The sequence below is a fragment of the Kineosporia sp. NBRC 101731 genome, from assembly GCF_030269305.1.
In the GTDB taxonomy this organism is placed as follows: Bacteria; Actinomycetota; Actinomycetes; order Actinomycetales; family Kineosporiaceae; genus Kineosporia.
Genome location: NZ_BSTC01000006.1, coordinates 165,307 through 189,355 on the forward strand (window position 1 = coordinate 165,307; position 24,049 = coordinate 189,355).

Here is a 24,049-nt window from a genome sequence, read left to right on the forward strand (position 1 = left end):
CCTGTTCGTGATCAGGAAAAGTGTCCCCAGCCCGCGGTGTCCTTCGGGGGAGAGTTCTGGAACGCCGGGGGAGTGAGAGCGCATCCCCGGTCGGAGGCTTGAGCGATTGCCTGATCACGAAAGATTGAAGGGTGCGGTGCGAGTGCGGCACCGTCACGCTGAAGGCGTGGCCACTGCACCGGGTGGTCAGTGCAGTCGAGTGGTCAGGACGGCCGCGTGGTCAGGGGCCCACAAAACCAGAATGCCAGGTCCGGACCGAAGTCCGACCTGGCATTACATGGTGGGCGATACTGGGATTGAACCAGTGACCTCTTCCGTGTCAAGGAAGCGCTCTCCCACTGAGCTAATCGCCCTCGCGCGCGATTTCGAGGCGCTTGAGGTGGAGACGGGATTTGAACCCGTGTACACGGATTTGCAGTCCGTTGCCTCGCCTCTCGGCCACTCCACCGTGCGAGGCTTGGTGAACCTCCGAGCGGACGACGAGATTCGAACTCGCGACCCTCACCTTGGCAAGGTGATGCTCTACCAACTGAGCTACGTCCGCATGCCCCGGGCGGTTCGTTCTGGCCTTTCGGGCCGTCCCGTTCCGTTCGGTGCATGAGTAAGTTAGCCGAAACGCATCCCCGAAGTCCAACCGGATGCGTCCGGGCCGTGAACAGACCGGCGTCGAGGTGCTCAGGAAGCCGGTGCACAACATCGGAGGTGTTCTGCGTCCACCATTTTCGGACGCAAACCGGACATCCGACCGACGGGACCGAACCCGCGGAGCGATCCGGCGACCTCAACGGGGGAGAGGTCACCGGATCGCCGGCCGGGGTGCGGATCAGGCCAACGCGGTTCAACGTTCATGGGGGTGGAGCCCGATGAAGCAGCTGGAGCGAAGGTGGAGCGGGGAGGTACCGAGGGTGGATCAGGTCAGCAGCCGGGCGACGGCGGCGTCGAGATCCAGGTAGAGGCTCTCCTCGCCGTCCGGCACAACAGCTGCCGTGCGGTCGAGGAAGGTGCGGACATCGTCCGCGCTGGCCTCCAGGACGGCCTGACCGTCGGGTGAGGTCAGGCTGATCATGACCAGTTCACGCCCGGTACCCCAGGAGGGCCAGACATGAACGTCACCGTCGCCGATCGGCGTGGTGAGACCGGTGCGGAGCAGGTCGCGGGCGAAGACCCATTCGACCTCCATGCCGTCACCGGAGAACACGGCCCGCACTGCGTACGGGTCGGACGCGCCGTAGCGCAGGCTCACCGGCAGGGGCACGGCATCGGCGTCTGCGACCACAAGACGCAGCTGAACGGACGCCTCAACGTCTACTTGCGGCTGCATCGATCTCCCTCATCTTCGCCCCTTCATGATTCGCGGAACCTTTGGTTACGCGTCACCGTTTCGGGGGGCACACAGGTGGCTTACGACGGCATCTTTCCCTGCCGGGCCCCAACTGAAACCCGCCAACCGAGTGGTGATCTCAATTAGTGTTCGTTGATCTTGATACCACCGGGTGCTTTGCTCACCCTCTGCAATCAACGCTGCGTTCTACGTCAGGGGAACAGGACTCGTGAACCGATCTGGTGACGGACCGCTGAAGCCGGCCCGGGAAGCCGATGAAGTCCGACATGACCAGCAAGAAGATGACGAGGCGGATCTCGATCCGCGGGTCTGGGTGCGACGTTTGAGGGCCTGGCGGGAGTCCGTCAGGAGCCGGTCCTCCACTAACCGTGTGTACCGGATCGTGGTGGGCCTCGTCGGAGGGGCAATTGTTGTCGGCGGGCTCGTCCTGGTGCCTCTGCCCGGCCCGGGCTGGTTGATCGTCTTCGTCGGTTTAGCCGTTCTGGCGACCGAATTCACCTGGGCTGCCCGATTGGAGCAATTCGCCCGGAAACAGGTATCTGCCTGGACTGCGTGGCTGATGACCCAACCGATCTATATCCGTGCATTGGTCGGTTTGGGGACGGCTTTGCTCGTTGCCGCCTTCTTCTGGGTCGCATTTCTGATCATCGGTCTTCCCGGATGGATTCCCGGGGATTGGGTGCCCGCGTGGACCGGGCTCGTCTGACCCGCTGACTGCCCACTGACTGCCCACTGGCGGCCGACTGACTGCCGACTGGCTGCCGACTGCCGGCGAACGCCGGCCCGTTCGCCTCGGCGGGCCGGCCCGGCGGGGAGTCGATTGGGATGTTCGGGGGAAGGTTCGGTACAGTTCTCTCGTTCGGTCAGCCGCTCGCGGCGGATCGGAACGAGTACGGGCGATTAGCTCAGTGGTAGAGCACTGCCTTCACACGGCAGGGGTCACTGGTTCGAACCCAGTATCGCCCACTCGAAAGATGCAGGTCAGAGGCTCGGTTCCCAGAAATGGGAGCCAAGCCTCTTGCCTATTGGGGGCAAATTGGGGGCAGACGATGCCGGACCCAACCGCACTTGGGCGAACCCCAAGGAATTGTGTCCTTCGCCACATCAAGAAGGTGGGGCATCATCGTGCTGCCCAGGGCCGGTCGCTCGGAGCCGAGGTGGCGGTCTGCCGCGATTCAGCAACGTCACTCAAGTTGAGGGGCGTCGCCCGTTCACGGCTTTGCTCGAAGGATCCGGCCCACACCCGATCAATGACTGTTGACCGCGCACCAGGGTGCAGGAATAGCAGGAGGCGCGGCCGACCGCGACCAGGTGCTTGTCTTGGACGAGCTCCTGCGTCAGCGGCACTGGTGGGGCGTGCTCCTCGCTCGTCGTCTGCTGCCGCCCTGGCCTGCCAAAATCAGGCGAAAGTCTTTAACCCGAACTGACATTATTGAACGGTGAGCAGAGCAGACGCCTCGGATCCCAAGGCGCGCCCCCTGGCCTTGCCTGGAGAACAGGAAGCGACTCGGACGGGAGAGGCCACGGGATCAACGTCAAGCCCGGATGTCGCCAGCAGTGGCACGATGACCGACTTCACGTTCGACAAGCATGATGTCCTACACGGCGTCCAGGTTCTGGACGCGGCGTTCGCAGTACTCGTCTACGACTACTTCGGTGAGTCGGCCGTCCAAAGCGCCTTGAAGAACCTGACCGATCCTCCGACCGAGGCCTGCGCTCATGCACTGATTCGAATTGCCGCACGTCCGCTGCAGCTTGATCGGCTGGGCAAAGTGCGAGCCGATCTGGAGAACCAAGGCGATAGCGGACTGCCCGAGATCAAGAACGTCGATCCCGGCGAGGTCGAACTGTGGGCTCGACTGGTTGACGTGGTCACACGGCCGGCCGCCGTGGCCCGACTGAGTGACTTGCTCTTCTTACGCAAGTACGGGCGCGTGGGAGACTACGCCCGACGGGCCGTCCACGCGTACCTCCAGGCGGTGGGGAACGAGGAGGACAGCCTCGAGACGACGACCTACCTCGTGCGCGCATGGACGCTCAGCCGTCTGATTGGCGATCGTGAGCTCGAGGGAAAGGCGCTGGATACCATCCAGATCCGTGTGGAGGGTCTCCGGGATGGGAAGGGGACGACGATCCCGGGTGTCTTCCACCCACTGATCGAAGTACTTCTCGAGAAGCCAAAGGACAAGTCTCGTATCCCCCCTCTACGTGCGTACTCTCGCCAACTCCTTGAGAATCTTGCATCCCGATACTCAAGGGATGACCTGGTTCTCTGGGTGGCCACGATGCGCCGTAAGCTTCTCGGTAGTGCGGGTACGCCTGCCGATCTCGCGGCTGTCGCGCACGATGAGGTAGCCGGCTTGGTGAGGGACGCCGATGCCTCAACAAGCCCGGCTGTGCTCCTACACCGCCTTGAGGCGGCAGCTCGGATCGCCACCGAGCGAGGGCTCACCGCTGAAGCCAGGACCATTACTGCGAGGATGCAAGCCATTCCGGCCGAGGAACTCGGCCTTCAAACTGTCAGCACGACCGCTGAAGTTCCCCGCCTGGATGTCGAGGCCTACCTCAGTTCGTTCACACGCGGAGCCGATTGGCGACCCGGGCTTGAATACTTCATAACTCAGGAGGCTCCTCCGAGTGGGCCCGTGGCCGGCTTGCGTGACTACGCGGCCCAGACGGCCCAAGAGAGCGCATTTCGGAGGTTGTTCAGCACCACGATCCTGGGTGAAGGTGGTCTTCCTCGCGCGACGCTTACCGAGGAGTCCGAGAAGGACCGCCACGAAATGGCTTTTATGGGGCGCACGCTCGCTGAGAACCACTCTCGGCTGTGGGTTGAGGGTCTACGCCGAATGGCGGCCAAGTACGGCACGCCCACGATCGAAGAACTGACAAGCGTTATCGTCAGGCTCGGTGCAGGCGATCCGCGACTTGCCCGGAGCCTGGCCAAAGGGATGATCCATTTCTGGTCCGGGGATAACGAGAGTGCAGTCGCCGTCGTGATGCCGAAGATCGAGGCGGCCGCTCGGCGGCTGCTCATCGAGCTGGACGAAGGCATCTATCGGGTCCAAAAGGACCAAGGGCAGGGCGAGTTCCCCGGCTTGTACGGGCTATTGACCGAACTTGAGCGCCTTGCCTTCGATGAAGACTGGGCATGGTTCCTAAGATGGCTTCTTCTCGGTCCGATCGGCGTGAACATGCGTAACGACGTCGCCCACGGAGCCGTGATCGATCCGGTGCCGGAGTACGCGGCACTCGTACTCCGGGCTGGCGCACTTCTGATCATGGCCAGCCCGGTGGCGGACGACCTCGGAAAGCGAGTAATCCTTCAGCCGGACACTCGGATACCGCTCAGCGGTCTGCGTCGATACGCCGACCAAGCTCTCCTGAAGGTTTCGAACAGGTTGATGGCCTGGAACTTCGGCATTCTCGCAAGAAGGCAGCGATTGCGCGGGAGCCGCTGACGCTCCACTCCGACAGACGGCCGCCGGGCTACCTCTGGGCTGAGGGAGAGCGGACGTGGACCGAGCCTGTCGGGTGTCGCGAACACCGCGATGAGCGCGAGAGCGACTGCGAGGAGTGCGAAGGCCTGGGGGAGGGCGGCGACCGAGAACGGCTGTGCGAAGCCGAGTGGTTCTGGAGGTGTGTCCGCGTTCCCGAAGGACGAGGTGCAACTGCCGGCTATGAGATAGGTGGAGAACCATGGCCACCCGATCGAAGGCCGGCGTGCTCAAGAAGAAATCTGAGTCAGGCCCCAGCCAGCGATGGCCGAGTTTGACGCTGACGTCAGCAAACGCAGCGCATCGAATGAGATCCTCAGGTTCTGGCGGGTTCGCCTGTAGAGCGCCTGGGCGGCCTGCTCCCCCACCGTGCAGGCCGCCCAGGCATGCTATTCAGCCGTCGGACTGTGAATTTCGAGCGAGGGTAGGTTGTCGACGATCTTCATCGTCTCCACCGAGACCGTGACGATACGGGCGATCAGGTCCACGATGTAGCGCGGATCGCCGACCTGCTTGGACCAATCGTTGGGGTCGTTGACGATGCCCGACGCCTTGTCAGTCTTGACGTAGTAACGATCGATGATCCATTCGATCGCCGATCGGCTCCCAAGCATGTACCTATGGGCATCCTCAGGAATGCCGGTCAAGGTGATTCGGTCGTTGTAGCGAATGATGCTGCGGTCTCTGGCCTTAGCAGTTCCGCCGAACCTCATCTTCTTGTCGCTGACCGAGAAGAAGTCGTAGTCGTCGGCCGACGCGAGAACATCCAGTCCACCGAGCGGATAGCGAGGCGCTGATTCGTAGGTCATGTGCAGGTTCATCAACGCTGAGCCAGCTTCAGCGAAGGCACGAAAGTCGTCGACTGTTGCCATGATTGGGATATGGGGCAGGACGCGCTTCAGATCGGCGGCATAGGTAGCCCGATACTCCTGTGAGTGCAGCAGACCGTACACGTAGGCAAAAATCTCGTCCTTCGAGATGTTTTCGCCCTTGTAGGCCGCGGAGAACCTGCGGAGGGCCAGGTCAGTGATGTTGTCGATTCTGCGGAAGTCGTCGATCACGTCGCCTTCCACATCGAGGCCCAGCATGCCATCCGGGTCGACTGGCTCGTAGCGCCAGCGGGCAAAGAACTGGCCGCCGCTGCCCGCGCCCGTTACGTGAAGGTCCGGGAGAGAGTCCAGGCTGATCACCGAGAAGGGCACCGCTGAACCCGCGCCCACCTGATAGATGCCGAAATTTTCAATCGCCGGGACAGGATACAGCGAAGGCAGTCGGTACACCATGTCGTTCAGTTCTCGACTGAAGTAGGCATGCTGTCGCATGAACGGACGGTAGATGCTCGTCGTCATGCGATCCTCGTCAAAAGTTCGAGCCCGTCCACGATCCAGATCGGCGAGGAGGCTCCGGTTCCAGCTGATCAACGAGTCGTTGCGGGTCGCAGTGCTCGAGGTACGTCCCTGCTCAAGATCCGTCTGGTAGGTCTCGATCAAGCGAACCATGTTCTCCTGCAGCGCTTTCTCGCTGAAGGAGTAGCACCAAGCGTCCCGGTTGGTCTTCAACCCACCCGAGTAGGTAGTGAAGACCTCGGCGATTGGGATGAACGTTTCGAAGTCGTCACGCCGTTGGTTCAGCCAGTCCCCGTGGTCGTTCGGGATAATCTTGGTTGATTCGAGGTTGCGAACATTCGGGGCCTTTGCGACCAGCGCCAGCTTCTGTTCGGTCGTCAGGTAGTCCGCGACCTCAGCATAGTGAACTTCCGCCGGGCCCGAGTGCTTCGGGTTCTTGACTAAGAGCGTGACCGCGACGGTAGCGCGACTGCCACCGCCGAAAACCTTTCCACCCTCCCGCCGGGACTGCTCGCCAGCGGTCCGCTGGTTGCCGCGGAGGTTGTAGACGTAGATCTTCGAGAACTCCTCGGCCAGAGTGAGTCTCATTCCATCGGCCGTATTCGAATCCAGCCATCCGCCGTTGCTGACGTAGGCAATCACACCGCGGTCCTGAATGCGCAGGCTGGCCCACTTGAGGGCCCGGATGTACGAGTCATAGAGCGAGTTTTTGTTGGTCGCGGTCGAACGGTCGGCGTAGGTTCGGCGAATCTCCCCGTCCAGCGCCGGATACTTCTCGTTGGCATTGTCGTCGTTGGCCGAGTCCTGGCCTGACGAGTAGGGCGGGTTACCGACAATTGCGGTGATCGGCAGGGCCTTGAGTCTTTCGAGGCGCTGATTGTTCTCCGGAAAGACGTTGAGGTCCGGTCGATCGTCCGGTTCCCACGACTGGAAGGTGTCGGTGAGGATGAGCCCCGGGAAGGACTCGGCAGTGTTCGTGAGGTCCTGAAAGGTCGCCTCGATGTTGACGGCGGCAATGTAGTAAGCCAGCAACAAGATCTCGTTCGCGTGCAGTTCGTTGGCGTACTTGCGGGCCAGATCCTCGGGTCGAATCAGGCCCGAGGTCAGCAGCCGCACCACGAACGTGCCAGTACCCGTGAAACCGTCCAGGACGTGGACGTCTTCATCAGTAAGTCCCTGCCCGAACTCGTGTCGCAGCACGTCGTCGGTGGAGCGCAGGATGAAATCTACGATCTCGATGGGCGTGTAGACGATCCCGAGCTTGTCGACGGTCTTTTTGAAGGCGACAGAGAAGAACTTGTCGTACAGTTCGATCAGGATCCGCTGCTTGCCCTCGGCGTTGTCCACACCGGTGACGCGGCGGCGAACCGCACCGTAAAATGCCTCCAGAGTTTCGTTTTCGCTCTCTAGGTTGTGTTCGTCAAGAACGGTGAGCATCGTCTCCATGGTCTGCGCCACAGGGTTCGTGTCGGTGAAACTGTATTCCGCGAAGAGCGCCTCGAAGATGGGGCGGGTCACCAGGTGCTGGGCGAGCATTTCGATTGCCTGATCGGTGGTGATCGCCTCGTTCAGGTTGCCCCGCAGACCAGTCAGGAACTCGTCGAACTCGCGGGCCGCGTTCGACGACGGGTCGCTCAGCAGCCCCCGGATGCGGGTGATGTGTGCCGCCGCAATGTCGGCGACTCCCTTGGCCCAGGTCTCCCAATAACGCCGTTCGCCCACCTTGGCAACGATCTTCGCGTACATCGCGTCACGGAACTGTTCGGCCGGGAACCGGAACATCGTCTGTTCAGCCGTCGACTGGCCAGTGCCGGCTTCGTCGCTGCCTTGTGCCTCGCTGCCCTCGACCGCCGGTTCCGTGCCATCAGAAGCCGAGGTGTCACCGCCCTGAGGGCGTTCGATCTCCGGAGGAGTGGTCACCGGGATGATCTCGATCTTGCTGGGCTTCTTCTTGTTCAACTCGATCTGGTTGATCATGGCTTCGAAGCGGTCGTCATGAGCGCGTAGAGCCTGAAGCACCTGCCAGACAACCTTGTATCGCTCGTTGCTGTCCAGGGCAGATTCGGGGGTCGCACCGCTGGGAACCACAACGGGCAGGATGATGTAGCCGAGTTCCTTGCCCGGGGCCTTCCGCATCACCCGCCCGACAGACTGAACCACGTCCACCTGCGACCCGCGAGGGGTCAGGAAGAGCACCGCGTCCAGAGCGGGCACGTCCACACCTTCTGAAAGGCAGCGGGCGTTCGTGAGGATGCGGCACGTATCGTCTACCGGTTCAGCCTTGAGCCAGGCGAGATGCGCGTTGCGCTCCTGGATTCCCATCGTCCCGTCGACGTGCCGTGCCTCGACGTAGAGGGGCGCCCGGTCGTCGGGCAGGTCGCCCAGCGCCTGCTCGACAACCGCCGGGAACTCCCTGGCAGCTGTTTCTGATTCCTTGATATTCCGAGCGAAGGCAACCGCGGTCCGCATCGGAGAAGGCCTCACCGGGCTATCACCGTCTGTGATCTCGCTCTGCGCGGCCTCGAAGACACTGCTCGGAGAGGATTGCGGGGTGAAATTCTTGGCGAGCCCGTTCCAACAGCCGAGAAGCTTCGCCGTTTCGTCCAGCCTGAGCTCACCGGACTCTGCCATCACCTGCTGAAAGTTCTCGGCGACGTAGTCTTCGTCAACAGCCAGAACCAGCACCTTGTAGTCGGTCAGCAGATCGTTCTCGACCGCCTCGCCGAACCCAAGCCGGTGCAGTTCCGGGCCGAAGATCTGCTCGTCGCCCATGTCAGCGATCACCGCGTCAGCCTCGTCGGCCTTTCGGCGGGCATCCTCGGCGAACAGTTTGGGGGTGGCGGTCATGTAGAGCCGCTTCGCCGCTTTCAACGCTTCCCCGTCGTGGACCTTCATGAAGGCAGAGGTAGGGTCGCCGGCCAAGGTAAAGCCGGCGGTCCGGTGTGCCTCGTCGCAAATCACCAGGTCGAAACTGGCGAGCCCAGCCTCCTGGGCTTGGATGATCACGTCGATTGACTGATAGGTGGCGAAGACAACGGTCATCCGCTCGAGCGCGTGCTTGCCCCTGTTTATCCGGGTCAGCAGAGTAGGTGCACTGGTCGTTGCCGGTTCGGCCAGGTCGATTGTGAGGATGTCGCTGTCGTCCTCGGACATCTGAGTCGTGCGTCCCACACGAACGTCAGAGCAGACCGCGAAGGGACGGATGTCGACGGCAGCGTTCGCTGTCCACTCCCGCAGCGACTGGGACAGTAGCTGGATGGACGGCACCAGGAACAGGACACTGCCGCCCACTCCCACCAGATGCTCGGCGATGCGCAGGCTGGTGAAGGTCTTCCCGGTCCCGCAAGCCATGATCAGTTTCCCGCGGTCATGGACCGCAAGTCCGCCCGAGACCTTGTTGAGTGCTGTTTCCTGATGCTTGCGCAGCGCCTTACGACTGGTCGGGACGACGATCTGCGGGGTCTCCCAAGAGAACTGCCCCCAGTCAATGGCCGCGTCAGCAAGGTAGGAAATATCGATCCGCTGCGCCACCCCGACGAGCGTCTGCTCAGCGTTGCCCGACCAGCCCGCAGAGGTGTCGAAGATCAGTCGGCTCGTGAACTGCTCCACGGCGGAGGCGCTGATGAACGAGTCGATGTCGGACTTCGACACCGTTGAGTCAGCAGCGTAGAACTTGCACTGGATTGCGGTCAGTCCATCATCGTCCCGGTTGACCGCGACCAGATCGACGCCCGTGTCCGGTCGTCCCTTGCGCCCCGGCCAATCGGACCACAGCCAGACGTCCGTGAACTTCTGGGCCCATTCCGGATCGTTCTCTAGGTAGGCCTTGATCAGGCGTTCGAACTTGTCTCCCTTGTCCCGCTCGTCGAGCGCGGTGGCGCGAAGGTTGTCCAGGAGTTCGAAGATGGTCGTCGACACCCCAGCATCCTGCCCGAACTCTGCACCGGTCGGCGACGGGTTGGCGTGATCGCCAGGGGATGTGTCTGACGACGAGATGGCAGTGGTGGAGTCTTCTGGTTGCTCCTTCCACAGGCTGGTTGCCGGTGCGATGATCACGAACGTTTTGCCGGGGCAGGCCGCGGAAGGGCCTGGCTTCGGGGTCGGCCCCAGTGGTGGCCCTTCTCGGCGCGGATGTGGGCCCGTTCCTGTCATTGATCTGCCAGGCCGTCGCCGCGCTGGGAGCAATGCTTAGGGAGGGAGACAGTTGGCTCTAGCATCAGATACATGCCTGAATGCACTGCGCCCGTACGAGGCCACATCAGGGGTGGCGGCGCTGACTGCCCGGTTCACGGACGGGGCGGGGGGTATGACTACGCGCGGACGTCGTCTTACCCCGCGCCAACCTCGGCTCCACGTCGGAGCGGAAATCCGGCGAGCAGCAGCGGGGGCGGGGGACGTCGCAGCGCCCGGCCAGCATGGCAGCCGAGCGGGTCGACCGTCTCATACACGCCGCAGCAGGTGCGCGACCTCGAGCCTGTCCGCGCGGCGACCGTGGAACGAACCCAGGAGCACGACGTGTTCCTTTGCCACGCCTGGCCCGACCGCCAGGCCGCGGCGAAAGATGCCTACAACCTGCTCGTCGGGAAGAACGTCTCGGTGTGGTTCAGCGAGGTGAGCCTTCGGCCTGGTACGGACATGCGAGTGGCGATCGAAAAAGGACTCGTGACTTCGCGTATGGGGATCGTCCTGGTGACGCCTGCCATGCTCGACAAGCTGCGCACCGACCGAAGCATCGCGAACGCTGAGCTCAGCGCTTTATTGCGCCGCAACCTTCTGGTGCCGGTCCTGCACGGTGTGATGTTCGAAGATCTTGACCAGGTGAGCCCCATGCTCGCGTCGCGTGGTGGTTTCAGCACGGCGGAGGAGCCCATTGAGGACGTCATCGTAAAGATCGCTGAGCTCGTCGGAACGCTCGCCGATGAAGAAGCAAACGAACGCCTCTAAAGTGAGCTGTCACAGGCCGGGTGCTCTTCAGATCACGTGCGTGTGACCGGCGGCCTGGGCTGCCAGCCGCACCCATTCAGGCCGGGGTCAGCGATCGGCCAGCACTCCGATGACCTCGTCACGGTAGCTTTCATGGCGCTCACCGGAAGTCGCCGAAGCAGCCAAGTGAATCTCCCAGTTCAGAACCTCGGACGCGGCCCCTGATACCTCTGGGGGTCCTGGGGTCTTCTTAGCGGAGCGGCCGATGGCGTTGCATCCTGACGTGGTGCGCGCGCTGCGGCCTGGTTCGAACGCGAGTATCTGGTCTGACTACTGCGGCGTGCCGTGGTTCGACGGGATTGCTGGTCGGCCCCCGCGCTGGAAGCCTTCGAACCACGGATGGAGCTGGTGAGGTGCCCACGCTCCTGAAGGATGAGGTGCAACTGTTCGACATAGGCGGGGTGCTGGACCAAGGCGTCCTGGTCAGAGACATCTAGGTTCGAGACGAAGTCTGAGATCGGCCCCAACCAACTGCGGCCGAGTTTGACGTTGATGTCGGCGCTGACGGCGAGGCGTTCCGCCTCGGGCAGCACCCGGAATAGATCAACAGCGATCTGCTGTTGCAGACGCTCATGATCAGCCGGCTTGGCCGCTTGCAGGGGGGCGGCAACGGACGTGCTCGGGCTGTTCATCGTTTTCCGCCGCGAGCGCTCTGATCCATCATTATGCGTACGACCGAGCTGCTGAGCTGCGTGGAGCGCGTGGGAGGCCTGCCAGTAGCCTCGATGATTAGGATCGCCCGGTTCGATGTACGGGCCGAGCGGTCGGTAGGGATCTTGGTCAGTGATCTCGTGCTGATCGCGGTAGCCAGCAACCACGGCGATCTGTTCTCGCCAAAGGGCCAGTTGGTGCGGGTCGGCGGGCGCGCCACCGAGGAGCCGGAGCCACTCAGGCTGCATGGCGATGACGTGCTGAGCGAGCTGGCCGACGCGTCGGCGGAGTTGACTGGAGGCCGCCTGGATGTACGGGCCGGGCACGGAGACAGCTGGCGCCCACGGCGGTAGGCCAGCCTCGGCGGGCGTGAGTTGGGTGTTCGTCGTCGCGTATCGGCGCACATGAGCGATCAGATCTCCCAGGTCGGCAGTAGCTCCGAGGCAGTCGCGGGGCAGGATCCGGGTGACGTCAGTTCCCGCGTTCTCCTGAGCTTTCAGCAGCCACGTGAGCCTCGACCATTCTTCGCCAGCGGTCCTGTCCCTCTGCGCCTTTGAGGTGGCTGAGTTGCTCACCGGTGAGGTGACCTGCTTGGGCACGGGGTGGCTGTGGCCGTACTCGCCTAGGCGCCAGGCCAGGACACTGCTGATGCTGCGGGCGCTCGTGATGTCGCGGCGGTTGCTGACCTGCCGGAGGACGTAGGCGGGGTCGTGACCGGCCTCGTGCAGTCGCCTTAAAGCGGCCTGCACTGCGGGCCAGGCCGTTTCGCGGGTGGCTCGCTCCGCCAGGCGGGAGCCGAGCGCTGGGCTGAGGAGTCCGCTGTAAACGGTTCGGCTGGCGACGGCTTCGGTACGTCGGATTGGCGCGAACGGGCTCGGGTCTGCTGGGCGTTTCAGAGCAGCCGCAGGATCGAGGACGGTCCCCGCATCGATGACTCCGGCGATCAGTCGTGAGTACCGCGCCACGTCTTCAGGGGTGGGCTGGGCCAGCGGCGCCGGGGCGTGATGATGGTCGGTCAGGATGGAGATTCGCTCGGCCAGGATCTGGGCTCGGCTCGGTGGGCCCAGGTTCAAAGTCATCTGGGTAAACATGGTTGCCGAAGCGGACGAGGACGAGGCGGACGGTGCCTCGCCAGGCCTGCCGGACGGGCTAGGTTCGGTGACGATGTCCTTCCAGATTGAATCATCAGTGACGGCTTTCAGGATCTCCTTGGGGTTCCATCCGGCCGTGGCCGCATGGTTGAGGGCGTGAGCGATGTCGGGCCAGGCGGGGTCGTTCAGGAGCGGCGACGCGGCCTTCTTCCCGACTATCTGATTGAGGTAGCGCCGGTATTCGGCGGCGTTCGCGCGCTCGACCGCATGTACGTAGCGCGGCATCAGCGTGGCCAGCGACTCGCTTTCCGCTTGGGCATCGCGGATGGCTTGCGTCGCGGAAACCTCGGTCCCTTCTGTGTTCAGTACCGAGTGCAGGACCTCGAGGGCGGCGCGGGCGTTCGGGTCGTGGCCGGTGGCGTCGGTGCGGTGGTCTTCGTCGACCGAGAGCAGATGGTGGGTGGCCACGTAAAGGAAGCTCGCCGCTGCTGCGCGGGTGAGAGCGACGTACAGGTGTTCGCGGAGCATTCCGGCGCTGATCAGAGCGTGCGTGGTCTCGACGGTGGAGCCCTGGGTGCGGTGGACCGTGGACGCGTAGAGCAGTTCGACGTTCTCGCGGACGTACGCGGCCGGCAGTCGTATCTGGCCGCTGTGTTCCAGGAGGCGGACTTCAAGCGAACCATCGTCGTGGCGCTTCAGGACGTGCCAGGCGTCTCCGTTGCGGACGAAGTCCTTGCCCCGATGGGTGGACAGGCGGCGCTGGTTCTGGCGGGTGACGATCCAGTCCCCGGTTCCGGCCAGGTTCCCGTCGTGTAGCTCGATGCCCTCAGCTTCGACTTGCCGGGCCTTGACGCGGTCTGCGCGGGCTCGGGCAGCGAGGGTGGTGACGTCCGCGTTGGTCGCGGCCACCATGACCGAGACCTTTCCGGCCTGAACATCTGCCCACCAGCCTCGGTAGGCGGCGTCGGTCATTGCTTCGACCGAGCCTCCGCGGATCCGTTCATGCTCCTCGTAGAAGCGGAGGGCGGTCGTGTCGCCGGTGCGGATCTGCAGGGTCGCGGCGGCCTCGTCCGGGTCGTGGAAGCGGTGCAGGGTGGACAGTTCCACTGCGCCCGCCTCGGCAGCGATCAGGCGCAGCGCGCCGCCGGACTCCACCGCGGACAACTGCCGGTAGTCACCCAGAAGTCGCACGGATGCGCCATGGTGAGCGGCGATCGCGGTGATCCGGTCCAGGGTGAACGTGCCAGCCATCCCCGCCTCATCCACCAGGATGACGTCCCCTGAGCGGACGGCCAGCGCACGCAAGTCCGGCGGCAGATTCTGGGTGCGGCCGGTCTCGAGGGCATGGCTATGGCGGCCGGACAGGTGCTCGTGCAGGAACTTGTGCACGTTCTCGGCCGGGACGTTCAAGTCGTTGGCGAGTACGGCGGCGGAGGCCGCGGACGTGGCCAGCGGGATGAGTCTGCGCTGCTGCGCTTGCAGGGTGTGCAGGTAAGCGACCATCGCCGTCGTCTTCCCGGTACCGGCCGCGCCAATCCCCACGGACAGGAGGCGCTCGTCGGTCGCGAAGGCGGTCACCATCGCCCGCTGACCGGCATCCAGCGCGCGCCCGTGAACGGCCTCAAATCCGTCCAGTGTGGCGCTCATCCACGCTGAGGAGGGGACGGAATTGGTCTCGGCAGCGGGGCTGGTGGCGGCGTGCACGAGGCGATGTTCAGCGTCCAAGATCGCTTGGTTGGTGTAGCGGCCGGCCCCATGCTGCACGAACACCGACGACCCGTCCGAGCGCTTCAGGTTCTCGGGCTCGGCCAGAAGAACGGGAGCCTCGATGCTGATGCTGTGGCCCGGTGCAATCGCCCGCTCGACCACCGCCGTCACGGCGGCTCGGTGCTCCTTCAAACCAGCAACGGATAACGCGGCCGACTGAACAGGACGGGCGTCGTCGACTTCCCACGCGATGCCTGGAGCGATGCTGGTCAGGTTGATGCCGGTGATCGGTTGGTTCCGGGAGGCAGTGACTTTCACGAGGCGTTCGGCCTCGGCCCGCAGGTTCCACACGGTCCAGATAGAGCGCTTCTCCGCGACGTTCGCCACGACCTGAGCCGCCAAAGCTTGGACGGAGATCGGCTTCACGTTGGCACTAGCGCGGTTCTCTGGGCCCTGGACGACCGCCATGAGTTGGGTGACGGCATCGCGGCCGTGGCGTGTCAGGGCCTGCTCTCGCCAGGTTGCGCGCATCTCGGGCAACGATCGAGGAGCCCGCTTCGCCCGGCGGGTGTCGAGGTTCGCGCGGCGGGACAGTTTGTGCGCCACGGAGGCAGACGGGTCGTGTCCGTGCTCGGAGCGGTAGGCGATGGTCAACTCCTCGTACCGGGCCGCCAGGGCACTGCGGCGGCGGGAGAAGTCCTTGATCAGGGCCGGGTCAATGCCGGCGATCTCGTACACCGGCTGCTTGCCACGGTCTGCCTCTCTCGCCTCGAACCGCACACCGGTTCTGGCCGTCAGGGCGATCTGGAAGGCCGTGTTGTAGTGCTCGGAGGCGGCCACGGTGAGGCGGAACAACGCGCGTCCGTCCAGGGTTCGCCAGATGCCGTCGATGCCCTGGACTTTGTTGCTGATGGCCATATGGGTGTGGGGGTTGGGGTCACTGTCGCGGCTGTCGTAGTGGTCGAAGGAGACGCCGATCAGGCCCTTGGTCTCGATCTGCGCCACCCCGCCGGTGCCCGTCCTGGTGAACGCCGCGTGCTGCTCCAGCATTGCCAGAGTGGCGTCCTTGGCCTCGTGATGCGCTGCGATGACCGCGTCGCGAACCCAAGCTCGTTCGTCCAGAGCCCACAGCAGAGCGGCGGATTTGACCGGGGCGAAGACGAGGTCGTACCCGGCGACGGACCCGCGGTGGCGGCGGGCTTCCTCGACTCGGATCCGCTGGTCCTCGGCCGGAGTCGGTGGGCGTCCGATCTCCTCGATCACGGCCGCCAAGCGTTCCTGGACCCGCTCCTCGAACGGCTCCAGCGGCGTGTACGCGGCGAACGGACGTCCGAGAGTGACGCTGCGCAGAGCCTCGGCGCTGACCTTCTTCAGCTCATCCGGGGCCATGCCGGCGGTGATGCGCTCGCGCTGGTAGGCCCGGATTCGAGCGTCGGCGTCGGGGTGCAGACCCATCCCGAACAGCGCTTGCATCTGCTCGGCCTGCACGATGCGGGCGGGCTGGCCCTCGTCCGGGGCCAGGCCAAGCAGGTGCAGTCCTCGGCCGATCCAGATGCCGGGCGGGTTGCCTTCGGCCGCGTAGTACGCGCTCACGTCCTGGCCCGGTTTGGCCCGCGCATCGACGTGGGCGGTGGCGATGTCCCGCATCAGATACAGGTAGCCGTCTCCAGCGGTCAGCTTCGCAATCGTCATGACCACGGCGGTCAGCCCTTGACCATGTCGTGAGCGCGATGGCCGAAGCCAACGATTGCTCGGTTTTCGAACGGCTTTGGGGACGCTTTCGGGTCTGGTCGTGAGCTCTGGTGGTGGGCCGTGCGGGCAGCGGTCAGGCCTCCGGCCTGACCGTCACGGACTGGCCGTGGGAGCCGCCGAGGCTCACGGGTCAAGAGCGGCCCGAAGGGGCGTCCCGCAGGGACCCGAAGGGCTCTTGAGGCGTGAGAAGCGGCCCCACAAGCTGCGCTGCCCACCACCAGAGCGTCCTTTCGGTCGGCAAGTTCAGTCGCCGGATCCGTCCCTGAACTGCTGTGGACGCTCATGAACTTCACCGACCTCTCCTGATACTCTCCGAACCAGTGCGACTTGAAATGAACTCATTAGCAATTGTTTTCGTGAGCACAGAGTATATGTCGTGCAAGAGGTGTCTCTGGTTTTCCACTTCCACTAGCGTCGAATGCTGTGCGAGCGAGGCATGGGCCTCAACTACCTGACGAGGCGCTCGCCTGGATGGCTGGACATGGCGCTTCGGTCGGTAGGATCTTGCCGAGGATCAAGGTTCTGCGGTGTAGGGGGTTGCAGTGGATTTCCGTCCTGTCGAACGGCCGGCGGATGCCTTTCAGCAGTCGCTGACGGCTGATGAGGTGCGGGCGGTCTTCGCTCACGTCTTCCCTGGCGACGCAGAACCCACTGCCGTGGTCGAGCTGGGCACTGGCCTGTACAACAACGTTTACCGCGTCAAGGTGACCGGGCAGGGCGAACCTCTGATTCTGCGGGCGGCTCCGCCTGCGGAACGTCAGTTCCGTAGCGAGCGTCATCTGATGCGCAACGAGTTCGCCAGCCAGCCCTGGTTGGCGCCCATCGCTCAGTTCATGCCGCAGGTCGTCGCCGCGGACTGGACCGGCTCCGTGATCGAGCGGGACTGGATGATTCAGACCTACCTCGACGGCGTCCCCGCCCCCGACATCCTGAGCACCTACCCACGAGAAACCTTCCCGGGGTACTTCCGGCAGATGGGAGCGATCACCCGCTCGGTGCACGATGTGCGCGGTGATCACTTCGGGCCTGTGGCTGGCCCCGCCTACGGGTCCTGGAGTGACGCGTTGCTGGCGTCGTTCGACTCGATCGCCTTCGACCTCGACACCGCGGGTCTGGACTCAGCCGACCTCCAGAAGGTCATGGCGATCGTGTCCGATGCGCGACCTGTGCTGGACGTGATCACCGACCCGATGCTGCTGACCGGTGATTTGTGGACAATCAACTGCCTCCTGGCGTCCGGAGCGCCGGAGCCGACGATCACCGGCGTCCTGGACTTCGATCGGACCTGGTTCGGTGACCCGGCAGCTGACTGGACCATCCGCATGGCCAAGGCCAAACAGGACGAGCGTCAGGCCTTCTGGGAGACCTACGGCCAGGTGTCAGAGACGCCCGAGGCGCGTTGGCGAGGGCTGGTCTACGAGGCACGTCATCTGGGCGGGATCCGACTGGAACGGCTCCGGCTCGGAAAGGACGATCTCGTCGCCGACAGCTACCCGGCTATGGAAGCAATCCTCAACCAGCTGACGTAGCGAGACCGCTCTCCGGTCGCACCATGACACGGATCTGATCGGCGAGCTTCTCAGCCCGTTCTTCGACCTCGACGGGGTCGGTTCCGGCAACGACGAACTCTGCCACCCGGTCGCGGTTCGATACGGCGGTCGTGACCCGGTCTCCCGGGTTGAAGCGCTGCCGGACATAGGGGACGCCGGGACCGACCGCCGGCAGGCCCTCAACGGCGATGAGGCGGCCAGCTTCGGGCGCTGTGACGGAGCGGACCAGGGCGTGACCGCCTCTGGCCTCCTGAACGGCTGCGGGACGGCCGAGCGCAATGTCGAGCAGCACGGTGTAGATGTCGATGGCCAAGGCGTGGCGAAGCAGGAGCCCGATCTGGCCGGCTGCCAGTCGCGCACCGATCTCGATCACCGTGCATGTTCCGTCGGGGCCGAGGATGAGCTCGGTGTGCGCTGCCCCGTTGCGGATGCCGACCGCACGGATAGCGCGTTCCGCTTCGCGGTCCAGCACTCTCTGCTGGTCGAAAGCCAGGACGGCTGGGACCTGGTGCGCGGTCTCCACCCGGTGGGGGTAGCCGGTCACTGTCTTGCGGGTCACGGTCAGGTGCCGCGCGACGCCATCCTGGACGACGGATTCGACGCTGTACTCACGCCCCATGATCAACGGCTGGATCAGTACGCGCCGATCCTGGTTTCCGTACATACCTCGTGCCGAGCGCGCGGCGTGTACAGCTGCGGGCAAATCAGCGGATGCCGTGACCACAGTGACCCCGGCCGAACCGGCCCCGCTGGCCGGCTTGACGACGCACGGGGTCGCAACCTGCCTCTCACGGAGATCGTGCTGGTCGTGGAGGACGACCGTCGCGGGAACGCGCACCCCGGCCCTGGTCAGTGCGGTGGCCATTGCCTCCTTGTCACGGGCAGCGGGAGCACGGTTCGGATCGTTCCCTGGGAGCCCCAAGGCGGCGCACACCTGCGCGACGACGACGGTGAGGTACTCGTTGAAGGTCAGTACCGCCTCGATTCGGTGTCGGCGGCCGTATTCGACGATCTCGGCAACGGCGCGGTCGGGCTGTGCGAAGTCAACGGCGATGGCCCCGCTCACCCCGACGAGCCGAGCCGCTTGTTCGTGATCGTGACTGGTGGCCGCGTGGACGGTGAACCGACGATCTGCGGCCGCCTTCATCAGTCGCTCGGCGTCTGGGCCCGTGGCGTCGATCAGAAGCACAGCGGGAGCCGTCATCAGATGTAGTCCTCCGGCCCTCCGTCGCGGTGGGTGTCCAGGGTGAAGCAGTGGAAACCGCCGCCGAACAGCCGTCGATGGCGGTGCCGGACCGGGATGACGTCGAAGCCCTCGGTTTCGAGGGCCTTGATGAGGCCGGTGCACTGCTCGTTCGCCAGGACGGTGTGCTCGTTGATCGAGAAGACGTTCAGGTCGATGTACGGGCTGGTCAGGACGAGGTCGTCGTAATCGTCGTAAACCGGGAACGCGCCGTGGTCGGGCTCTGGCGGAACGATGAAGCGCCAGGAGCGGAAGCTCTCGGGCATGAGGTCGCGGATGCCGTGGTGGCGGGCCAGGAAGACCCCGGGGCGCAGGGCGAGGATCATCGAGTCGATGTGGTTGTCGGCCATCCTCCAGACTCGATGGAGTCGGAACCGTTTCCCCAGGTGGGTTCTGAGCCACCGCAGTCCTTGCTCGTGGTTGTCCTGAGCGACGTTGACGATCAGGTCGCGCCCCAGCCGCAGCACCTGGGCACCGTCGAGCATCATCTCGTGACCGACGTCGTACGGTCCGGACCGGGGATCAGCGATGGACTCGGTGGGACCGCCCAACGTGGTCGTGGAGTCGCGGGCATAGAACAGGTCGAAGGATGCGTCGCTGAGCGTCGGCCTCGGCATGACGTTCCACTGTGCGCCGGAGCGCGCGTAGTTCTGGAAGACGCCATGCAGCAGCTGGGTTTCCAGGTAGCGGGATCTAATCGCCGGTGGTGTCTCGATGATCTGCTCGCCGATGACGAGCGTGTTGTCGCGGACGTTGAGCGCCGGTGTCGGAGCGGCCTGCCAGCCCAGGCCCGCGATCGGCGTCGCGTCCTCGGGCAGGGGCAGCGGCCGGTGAACGGTCACGCCCAACGTGGCGAGGGTCTGCGCGAGCTGTTCAACGTCCTCGTGCAGTTCGTCGGCGTAGCGCTGATTGATCTTCCACGTCTCCGCGTTCATGCCGTTCGAGCGCGTGAGCCGAGGGTAGGCCCAGTCGGAACGGAACCCGGTGATGCTCTCGTGATGGAAGAGCTCGAAGGAGAGGTCGCGGTCGTGCCCCATGTAGTTGGCCGCTGACCCGACGATGACCTCGTGCAGCGGGGTGAAGTCGTCGTAACTGTTCAGGCGCATGCTGAACCGGCCCCCTCCGAGACGACGTCCACCGACCCGTCATCAGGTACGAGGTGGACGAGTCGTTCGCTGACCTTGCCACCTTGGCGGGTCCGGAGGAGGAGTACGCCGCTGCCGATGATCTGCACGGTGCGCTGTTCGCTCCAGCCTGAGAAACGCCATTCGCCGTCTGCTCCGGCCGGCACCAGAGCGAGGACGCGATCGTCCACGGTCAGACTCAGGCTCCTCTCGGTGTGCTTGATCTGCGCCAGGACGAGCGGGCCTTCCAGCGAGTCGTCCGACTGGAAGTCGATGAAATGGGTAGGCACGAGGCAGTCGAATGCGGATGAGTGAGGCCAAGCCCGTGGCGTTTTCGAGCTGTGGTGGTTCAGCAGTACTTGGTCGCTGTGGAGCAGATCCTGCCAGGAGTCCGGGAAGAGCCGCGTCAGTTCTGGTGTCAGTAGGACGTCGATGACGGCGTGGACGCGGGTGGTCGTGCTGGTGTTGCGGACGGAGTGCTCGCGGGAGAAGTCGCCGTACCAAAAGGTTCCCGGCTGCCAGCAGTGCTCGACTCCGTCGAGCGTCAGCACCGCTTCGGGTGTCGTGACGATAGGGATGTGCAGGCGCATGAATCCTCGGTCGAGCTGGTACTTCAGATCGCGGTGCGGGGCGATGACGGCTCCCGGTCCCAGGGCCATCAGTCGTGCTGCGTTGCGTGGAGAGGGAATTGATTCCAGCACCTGCGCCAGGTACGGCAACTGTCCGAGCCAGAAGGTCGGCGCGAACGGTTCGCAGCCGGGTCCGCCTGGGTCGGTGCGCTCGGAGTCGCCGCCCGGGCTGTGCAGCGGCAGGATGCGCCAGTCGATGGCGGCCGGTTTGCTGATTCCGTGGACGGTGTGCGAACGCTGAAGGTCCCACGTGTGGCCGGTGACGCCCGAGAGTTCGTCCTGCAGACGGCGTGCATCGAGATCGAGAGTCAGCCGGGTCGCGGCGTAGGTACTCATGAATCCTCCTGATCTGAAGAGGGTTTACGACGAGAAGTTCAGCACAGTGGTTCCCACGTGCTGGCTGGGGTCGATCGCGTCGGCGGGGATCGCTGCGAAGCGTTCGTCGAGGCGCCCGAAGGACTCCTCGTAGCCGACGGCAGGGTCGTAGGCGATGCAGAAGACGAACTGCACCGGCGCTCCTGGTGTCAGCGGAATGGCCGGCATGGACACGATCACTCCGGACCGGGTCACGTCGTCGTAGCGCAGATCCAGGTCGTCCAGCGCAGTCAGGAACGTGTCGAAGCTGGGGACCACCCACGTGGGCGGGACGTGATACTCCACGACGCTGCGCCGAGGCTCGGCGTTCACGTCAACGATCTGGTGGGCGATCGTCTGGTAGATGTGCAGCGACCCGGAGACCTGGGCGTTGACCTCGGTGAACACCACCTGGCCGTCGGGCAGCACCAGCGCATCGGCGCTGAGGTACCCGCGGTAGCCGAAGGCGCGGTACGCCTCGGCCAGGCGAGCGCCGCCGTCCAAGAGTGCGGTTCGGGTCTGCTCGGGCACGTCGGGAGACAGCGGCACGACCTGATGGCTCAGGCGGCGGGCCACGTAGATCAGGTGCCCTGTCTCTGTCGGGTGAGTGCCGTCGTCGGAGGCGTAGTGCTCGGAGTAGACCGCGGATGCGTTCACCGCGAACTCCTCGATGACCACGGGCCAGCGGCCGTTGGTGCTGGCCCAACTCCATCGCTCGCGCCAGTACGCTTCGACACCGCTCGTTCCGGGCGCTAGATGGTGAAGGTGGCGTGCGCCGACGTGGTCCACGAGCAGGCGCGGGTCGCGGACCAGCAACTGGTTGCCGACGCCGGCGCCGTTGTGTGCCTGCTTCACCATGACGGCGCGATCGCCCGACCGTTCCAGCAGTGCGTTCGTGGCGGCCACGGCTTCGACCTGGCTTCGGCAGACCCGGCCGACGGGGATCCGGACTCCAGCTGCGGCGGCCAGTGCTCGAAAGTTGGCCTTGTTGTTGCCGAGCTCGCCTCCTCCCTGAGCGAAGAAGGCAGCGCCGGGAAACTGGGCGCTGATACCGATCGCGTCAGCGAACCGCGCTACCGATGCCGACGGCCACAGAGCAAAGATCTCGTCGACTGTCGCCGTTCCCGATGGCCCCAGCGTGGCCCGGACCTCTGCTATTAGATCGGGGTTTTCGAGAGACATCGGATCGAGGACCTTGTTGCCCCAAGTTCCAGCAGGAGCGACGATGATGGTCAGTTCAGCACGAGGAACGCCGGTATGGACGAGGGCGTACTCGAGGAAACCGGCGTCAGGCTGGCAGCACAGCAGGATCAGGTCTCCCGGGTGAGCGAACCAGAGGACGCGTTGGGTCCAGGCCCTCATGTCCGTGCGTTCGCGGATCGACGGGTCGATGTGGTTGCCGATCAGGATTCTCATGGAGTCCCCAATAGCGCTGAAATCGATTCGAATTGAGATCAGATGCGGAGTGCTGCCGGTAGGACGTCGAAGGCTCGCATCGTTGCTGTTGGACGCCGCTTCCCTGTGCTCACCGGCTCCAAATGGGCTGGATGGTCAGCGAGGGCAGAGATCAGCGCGCGCAATCCCGCGGCAGCGGCGGTCGTCCCGATACAGGCGTGGGTTCCCCAGCCGTACCCGAGGTGAGGATTCGGGGAGCGCTCAGGAAGGATACGGTCCGGCTCCGCGAAGGCATCCGGGTCGCGATTGGCCGCGACGAACAACGGAATAATCTTCTGCCCTGGCGTGATCTGAACTCCACTGATGCGGGCAGAAACCAGCGCGACGCGAGTCGTTCCCTGCACTGGACCGTCGAACCGGACCAGTTCGTCAACGGCGGTGCCCAAGAGACCACCTTCTCGAAGCCCTTCCAGGATCTCAGGGTGAGCGAGAAGGACCCCGATGGAGTTGCCGATGGCCGCGGACATGGTGCTGTATCCACCCTGGAACATCACGCGGGCAGTGTTTTTCACGTACAGCTGGACGAGTTCTTTGTCATCGCTGGTCGCTCGACGAACCTGGGCCAGGAGCCCCGTACCTCGCTGCCCGGCGTACCAGCCATCGACCAGGTCGCTCAGTTCCTGGCGGGCCTTCCGCCCTGGCTCGATCAGAGCGGGGTTCAGTCCGCCGTCCATGCTGCGCATGATGGCGTCCGAAATCTCTGCGAACTCTTGGTACGGAGGGGTCTGCACCCCCAGTAGATCTCCCATCAACGACAGGGACAGGGGCACCGCGAGCTCCGCGATGACGTCGAACTCGTCCCTGTCCGTGAGCTCGTCCAATCGCTGCTTGGCGAACCGGCGCGTGCGCTCCTCCATCGCCGACAAGGGCTGGGCGTGCAGGGCATTCATGAAAAGCGATCGGATGTAACCCTGCTCGGGAGGGTCGAGGGTCTGGACGCTCTGGCTTTCGGCCGGGACGTCTCGTCCGTTGCGACGCGGGTCGCGGGCGAAGGTCTGATGATCGCGAAGGACCCGGACGCAATCCGCGTACCGTGTCAGCACCCAAGACTGCATTCCCTCATGCCAGAAGACCGGAGTTTCGCGTCGCAGGTCGCTCAGGAGCGGGTAGGGGTTCGCCAAGGTGCTGGCGTCCAGCGGGTTGTACCGATCAACGACAAGCACGGCTCGCCTCCCCGTGGATTTGGCTGATGTGGGCGGGGTTTCGCCCGGCCCGGAGATTGAGGCGCTCCGGGCCGGCCGCAGAATCAGTGGTCGTAGGACATCACGAACCTCCTCCCGTCGAAGCAGAATCCTGAGGCGAGCGGCGGTCGAACCGGACACGAA

The 24,049-nt window shown here is 64.3% G+C and carries 12 protein-coding genes and 4 tRNA genes; 5 read left to right on the plus strand and 11 right to left on the minus strand.

Annotation, left to right across the window (positions count from 1 at the left end; genetic code table 11):
• Positions 1-278 precede the first annotated feature (278 nt).
• The 4 genes from QSK05_RS18615 to QSK05_RS18630 all read right to left on the minus strand — a co-directional run bounded on the left by QSK05_RS18615 (position 279) and on the right by QSK05_RS18630 (position 1,321).
• A tRNA-Val gene (locus QSK05_RS18615) sits at positions 279-353 on the minus strand.
• Between the two features lie 24 nt (positions 354-377).
• Positions 378-448, minus strand: a tRNA-Cys gene (locus QSK05_RS18620).
• Positions 449-471: 23 nt separating this feature from the next.
• Positions 472-544, minus strand: a tRNA-Gly gene (locus QSK05_RS18625).
• Positions 545-910: 366 nt separating this feature from the next.
• The gene (locus tag QSK05_RS18630) at positions 911-1,321 is read right to left on the minus strand and encodes an SsgA family sporulation/cell division regulator (RefSeq protein ID WP_214155378.1); all 411 of its coding nucleotides are present in this window, start codon (positions 1,319-1,321) and stop codon (positions 911-913) included.
• A gap of 229 nt (positions 1,322-1,550) precedes the next feature.
• On the opposite strand from QSK05_RS18630, the gene QSK05_RS18635 reads away from it, so the two are divergent.
• The 3 genes from QSK05_RS18635 (at position 1,551) to QSK05_RS18645 (ending at position 4,803) form a co-directional block, all read left to right on the plus strand.
• Entirely contained in the window at positions 1,551-2,048 is a 498-nt protein-coding gene (locus tag QSK05_RS18635) for a TIGR02611 family protein (protein WP_285598513.1), read from the plus strand.
• 188 nt (positions 2,049-2,236) lie between these two features.
• A tRNA-Val gene (locus QSK05_RS18640) sits at positions 2,237-2,308 on the plus strand.
• Positions 2,309-2,907: 599 nt separating this feature from the next.
• Entirely contained in the window at positions 2,908-4,803 is a 1,896-nt protein-coding gene (locus QSK05_RS18645; protein WP_285598514.1) for a DUF7380 domain-containing protein, read from the plus strand.
• A gap of 425 nt (positions 4,804-5,228) precedes the next feature.
• Here QSK05_RS18645 and QSK05_RS18650 read toward each other — a convergent pair whose 3' ends face one another.
• On the minus strand, positions 5,229-10,103 hold the full coding sequence (locus tag QSK05_RS18650) for a DEAD/DEAH box helicase (RefSeq protein WP_352301899.1): 4,875 nt from the start codon (positions 10,101-10,103) through the stop codon (positions 5,229-5,231).
• Between the two features lie 540 nt (positions 10,104-10,643).
• On the opposite strand from QSK05_RS18650, the gene QSK05_RS18655 reads away from it, so the two are divergent.
• Positions 10,644-11,129 carry a toll/interleukin-1 receptor domain-containing protein gene (locus tag QSK05_RS18655; RefSeq protein WP_285598516.1) on the plus strand — a complete coding sequence of 162 codons (486 nt, stop codon included), beginning with the start codon at positions 10,644-10,646 and terminating at the stop codon, positions 11,127-11,129.
• Between the two features lie 179 nt (positions 11,130-11,308).
• Here QSK05_RS18655 and mobF read toward each other — a convergent pair whose 3' ends face one another.
• Complete coding sequence (gene mobF / locus QSK05_RS18660; protein WP_285598517.1) at positions 11,309-16,309, minus strand: MobF family relaxase; 5,001 nt, start codon at positions 16,307-16,309, stop codon at positions 11,309-11,311.
• A 602-nt stretch (positions 16,310-16,911) separates the two neighbouring features.
• On the opposite strand from mobF, the gene QSK05_RS18665 reads away from it, so the two are divergent.
• Positions 16,912-17,898, plus strand: a complete 987-nt coding sequence (locus QSK05_RS18665; RefSeq protein WP_285598518.1) for a phosphotransferase family protein — start codon at positions 16,912-16,914, stop codon at positions 17,896-17,898.
• On the opposite strand, the gene QSK05_RS18670 is transcribed toward QSK05_RS18665, so the two are convergent.
• From QSK05_RS18670 to QSK05_RS18690, 5 genes are read right to left on the minus strand one after another with little or no spacing between them, the layout of a single operon-like run.
• The gene (locus QSK05_RS18670) at positions 17,882-19,123 is read right to left on the minus strand and encodes an ATP-grasp domain-containing protein (RefSeq protein ID WP_285598519.1); all 1,242 of its coding nucleotides are present in this window, start codon (positions 19,121-19,123) and stop codon (positions 17,882-17,884) included. The genes QSK05_RS18665 and QSK05_RS18670 overlap by 17 nt on opposite strands.
• Positions 19,123-20,268: a hypothetical protein gene (locus QSK05_RS18675; RefSeq protein ID WP_285598520.1), complete on the minus strand. Its 1,146-nt coding sequence runs from the start codon at positions 20,266-20,268 to the stop codon at positions 19,123-19,125. Before QSK05_RS18675 ends, QSK05_RS18670 begins: the two co-directional genes overlap by 1 nt.
• Positions 20,259-21,251 carry an aspartyl/asparaginyl beta-hydroxylase domain-containing protein gene (locus QSK05_RS18680; RefSeq protein ID WP_285598521.1) on the minus strand — a complete coding sequence of 331 codons (993 nt, stop codon included), beginning with the start codon at positions 21,249-21,251 and terminating at the stop codon, positions 20,259-20,261. Before QSK05_RS18680 ends, QSK05_RS18675 begins: the two co-directional genes overlap by 10 nt.
• Positions 21,252-21,275: 24 nt before the next feature.
• Complete coding sequence (locus QSK05_RS18685) at positions 21,276-22,685, minus strand: preATP grasp domain-containing protein (RefSeq protein ID WP_285598522.1); 1,410 nt, start codon at positions 22,683-22,685, stop codon at positions 21,276-21,278.
• 38 nt (positions 22,686-22,723) lie between these two features.
• The gene (locus QSK05_RS18690; protein WP_285598523.1) at positions 22,724-23,887 is read right to left on the minus strand and encodes a cytochrome P450; all 1,164 of its coding nucleotides are present in this window, start codon (positions 23,885-23,887) and stop codon (positions 22,724-22,726) included.
• Between the last annotated feature and the right edge of the window lie 162 nt (positions 23,888-24,049).

What these genes read in the sequence shown, in the direction of transcription:
- QSK05_RS18630 (WP_214155378.1), bottom strand. Translation starts at nt 1,321, where the DNA reads ATGCAGCCGCAAGTAGACGTTGAGGCGTCCGTTCAGCTGCGTCTTGTG.
- QSK05_RS18645 (WP_285598514.1), top strand. Translation starts at nt 2,908, where the DNA reads ATGACCGACTTCACGTTCGACAAGCATGATGTCCTACACGGCGTCCAG.
- mobF (WP_285598517.1), bottom strand. Translation starts at nt 16,309, where the DNA reads ATGACGATTGCGAAGCTGACCGCTGGAGACGGCTACCTGTATCTGATG.
- QSK05_RS18670 (WP_285598519.1), bottom strand. Translation starts at nt 19,123, where the DNA reads ATGACGGCTCCCGCTGTGCTTCTGATCGACGCCACGGGCCCAGACGCC.
- QSK05_RS18675 (WP_285598520.1), bottom strand. Translation starts at nt 20,268, where the DNA reads ATGCGCCTGAACAGTTACGACGACTTCACCCCGCTGCACGAGGTCATC.
- QSK05_RS18680 (WP_285598521.1), bottom strand. Translation starts at nt 21,251, where the DNA reads ATGAGTACCTACGCCGCGACCCGGCTGACTCTCGATCTCGATGCACGC.
- QSK05_RS18685 (WP_285598522.1), bottom strand. Translation starts at nt 22,685, where the DNA reads ATGAGAATCCTGATCGGCAACCACATCGACCCGTCGATCCGCGAACGC.